This is a genomic window from Streptomyces sp. NPDC005070 (assembly GCF_053600395.1).
Window position 1 is genome coordinate 1 of the sequence record NZ_JBSFZS010000489.1, and the last position, 1513, is coordinate 1513.

The 1513-nt window shown below is 69.3% G+C and carries 1 protein-coding gene; it reads right to left on the reverse strand.

What is annotated here, in order from left to right:
* Nucleotides 1–218 precede the first annotated feature (218 nt).
* The coding region (locus tag ACWEBX_RS40495; RefSeq protein WP_451889690.1) for an ISKra4 family transposase at nt 219–1513 on the reverse strand (1295 nt) is incomplete at its 5' end.

Below are 1513 nucleotides of genomic sequence, written 5' to 3' on the forward strand. Positions count from 1 at the left end.
CGCGGAAGTACGCGGCACAGGGAGAAACGCCGGGCTCATAAGGGGGCAACGCTTGCAGCTTGCGGGCTGCATCGATGATCGGCTCTCCTCCCCCGGGTGCATTTTCGGGAAGGCGCCAGACCGGCGGGCATCAGTCGAGTTCGTGTAGCTCGTGGCGGATGGCAGCGCAGCTCTGGCGTTCCTCGATGGGTGCGGATCCTCTGAAGTGACCGTCGGGTTCAAGCGGTGAGGGTGTAGTTCTGCTGGTCAGGGCTGGGGTAGAGGCGTTGATGTTCGCGGGCCGCATGGAATTTCCAATAGTCCTCAAAGTCGCCGTTCGTGATCAGTGCGCGGAGTTGGAGGACAGCTTCGGCGCCGTCGAGTCCCCAGCGGGCGCCGGTGATATCGAGGCGGTCGGCGATCAGATGTCGGCAGGCGCCTTCGACGGCACCGGTGGCGATCGGCCAGCCGGCCGCGAGTGCGGTGTCGTAGTGGAGCTGGTTGAGGTGGCCGGTGAGGTAGCGGTGGCAGGTGGTGACTGCCTTGCGGCGGGCGGCGGGAAGTTGTTCGGCTGCGGCCTGCGCGGACATCTCGGTGGCGGCGCGCTCGGCGTGTCCGGCGAGGATCGCGGTGAGTTTGTCCGCGGCCCAGGTTTCCGCCTCGCGGCTGCCGACCGAGTGGAAGGCGTGCGCGGCCGTCCAGCAGTACTCGGCGACGTGCACGAAGTCGAGCAGAACGTGCAGGCGGATTCCGCGGCGGGCGGCTTCGGTGTGGATCAGGTCGAGTTGGTGGCGGGCGCCGTCGACGAGCACGAGCCAGGCCCGCAGGTGCTGTGGGTCGCGAGCCTCGGCCTGGTCGAAGGCGTCGGCGACGACTTGCTCGGGAGGTCGGATCACTGAGGCGGTGCACCATTTCCGCTCGGCTTTCGGGCCCGGCCTCGCTGGTCGGGCTTCGCTGCGGCCGCCGGGCGGATGGACGATGTCGTGCGGTCGGTGTGGGGCGGGAGCGGTGTCGAAGATGCAGGCCACGGTCGCCATGCGTTTGCGGTTGGGTTTCTCGCCCGGTGCCAGGCGGCCGCGTCGCCCGGCTGCCGCGGTCTTGGCCGCAGCCCGGCGGGTGGCTTCGCGCAGGGCTTCGGGGCGCATCACTATGCCCTTGCCGTCGATCTGGATGACCAGTGGCATTTCGCGGGTGCACGGGGTGGGGATCTTCGCCGTGTAGTAGGCGGCGATGTCGACGGCGGCGGCGACCACCAGTTCTTTGAGGCGGCGCTTGCCGAGTACTCTTCCGCACCGACGCTCGACCGCGGCAGCGGCCTGGTCGAACGAACCGCGCACCGCCTCCAGGACCGCGAGCCGGGCCAAGCCGCGTGAGTGTCGGCCGGCGGGCAGCGACAGCTTCTCGTCCGCCGGGTGCACGTTGGCAACGCCTTGGCCGCGATAGGCGATCCGGGTCACCCGCACCGGCCCGAACATGCAGGTCAGCAGGCGATGGTGGCCCATCTCTCGCCAGGTCCGCGGCTGTCCTTCCGGAC